The 1,266-nt window shown below is 70.7% G+C and carries 2 protein-coding genes; both read left to right on the forward strand.

Annotated elements, in window-relative coordinates; translation table 11 throughout:
- A partial coding sequence (locus TN53_RS40660; protein ID WP_046263909.1) for a tetratricopeptide repeat protein occupies positions 1 to 603 on the forward strand: 603 nt, incomplete at its 5' end.
- Positions 604 to 853: 250 nt separating this feature from the next.
- On the forward strand, positions 854 to 1,266 hold a 413-nt coding region (locus TN53_RS40665; RefSeq protein ID WP_324609653.1), incomplete at its 3' end, for a carboxyl transferase domain-containing protein.

The raw sequence follows: 1,266 nt of genomic DNA on the forward strand, positions 1-1,266 counted from the left end.
CTGCGGACCTTGGATTACGGCCAGGACCTGGACTCCGACGAGATGCGTGAGCGGTTCGCCCCTTGGTTTCATGCCATCGACGTCGTGTCCGAGCGCAGTCCCGTGCCGGAGTCGCTGGCCTCCATGGCCCGGCTGCCTCGGGCCTGCGGTCGCCATGCGCTGTCGTTCGCGCTGTGTGACCGCGCCGATGCCGTCGATCGGGTCATGTGGACCGAGGTCACCCGAGCGGGCACCTGGCGGACGATGGGTGACCTGGACCAGGCTGCGGCCGCCTTCGCACGTGCCCTGGCCCTGGAGCCCGACAACTGGTCGCTCCACCTGGACCTTGCCGATCTGCGTGCCGAACAGGGCGACTTCGCCGCTGCCGTGAGCCACGCCGAACAGGGCCTGGCACACACTCCGGACGAAGTCTCCCTACGCGCGGCACGTGCCGCCTACCGCGCCCGCCTGACCGGCTCGTCCGAGAACCTGCGAGACCTGATCGCCATCGCGCCGGAGCTCACGAACACCGCCTACCGCGACCTGCTGATCGACTACGCGTGCGCGGGGCCAGGACTGCCCGGCGCACTCGTGGCCGAGGCCCGCCGCACCCGCGACCGCTGAACACGGCCCCTGCCGCGGAGGATGAGCAGCACACGCGGCTCACGAAGGAGCGCGACTGCGCGCGTATCGCGCTGCCGGTACGCGCACGCCGTCGCCTCGATGTTCTGTGGGACGCCCCGTTCCGCCCCAGCCCTTGTCACCCACGGACTATCCACGGCCCCGCGGGACTCATCTCCCCCAAACAGAAGGCCGATTGACCCGGTCCACCCTCGCGGCGCTGCCATATTCGGTAGCCACTTCGGAGGTGGCCATGACACTTGAGGTGGAGACATCCAGGGCGAGGACGGTGGCGGAGAGGGCGGCCGGCCGGGTGCCCGACCCGATCGCCGAACGATCCGTGGACCGAACCGTCGATCGCATCACCGCACTGGAGAGCCGCCGGATGCGGGCGGTCACCGCGCACGGGCCCAGGAGACGTGGGGAGTACGGCGCCCGGGAGCGGATCGATCTGCTGCTGGACGCGGGCTCGTTCACCGAGACGGGCCTGTTCGTCCGCGCCCGGCCCACCGGTGACGGCGCCGGGCGCCCGTACGGCGACGGGGTGGTCACCGGGTACGGCACGATCGACAACCGAGCCGTCTGTGTCTTCGCGCAGGACGCCACGGTCTTCGGCGGCAGCATGGGCGAGGCCTTCGGCCAGAAGACCCTCGCGCTGATGGACCT

Origin of the sequence: Streptomyces sp. WM6386, from assembly GCF_000972385.1 — a bacterium.
GTDB lineage: Bacteria > Actinomycetota > Actinomycetes > Streptomycetales > Streptomycetaceae > Streptomyces.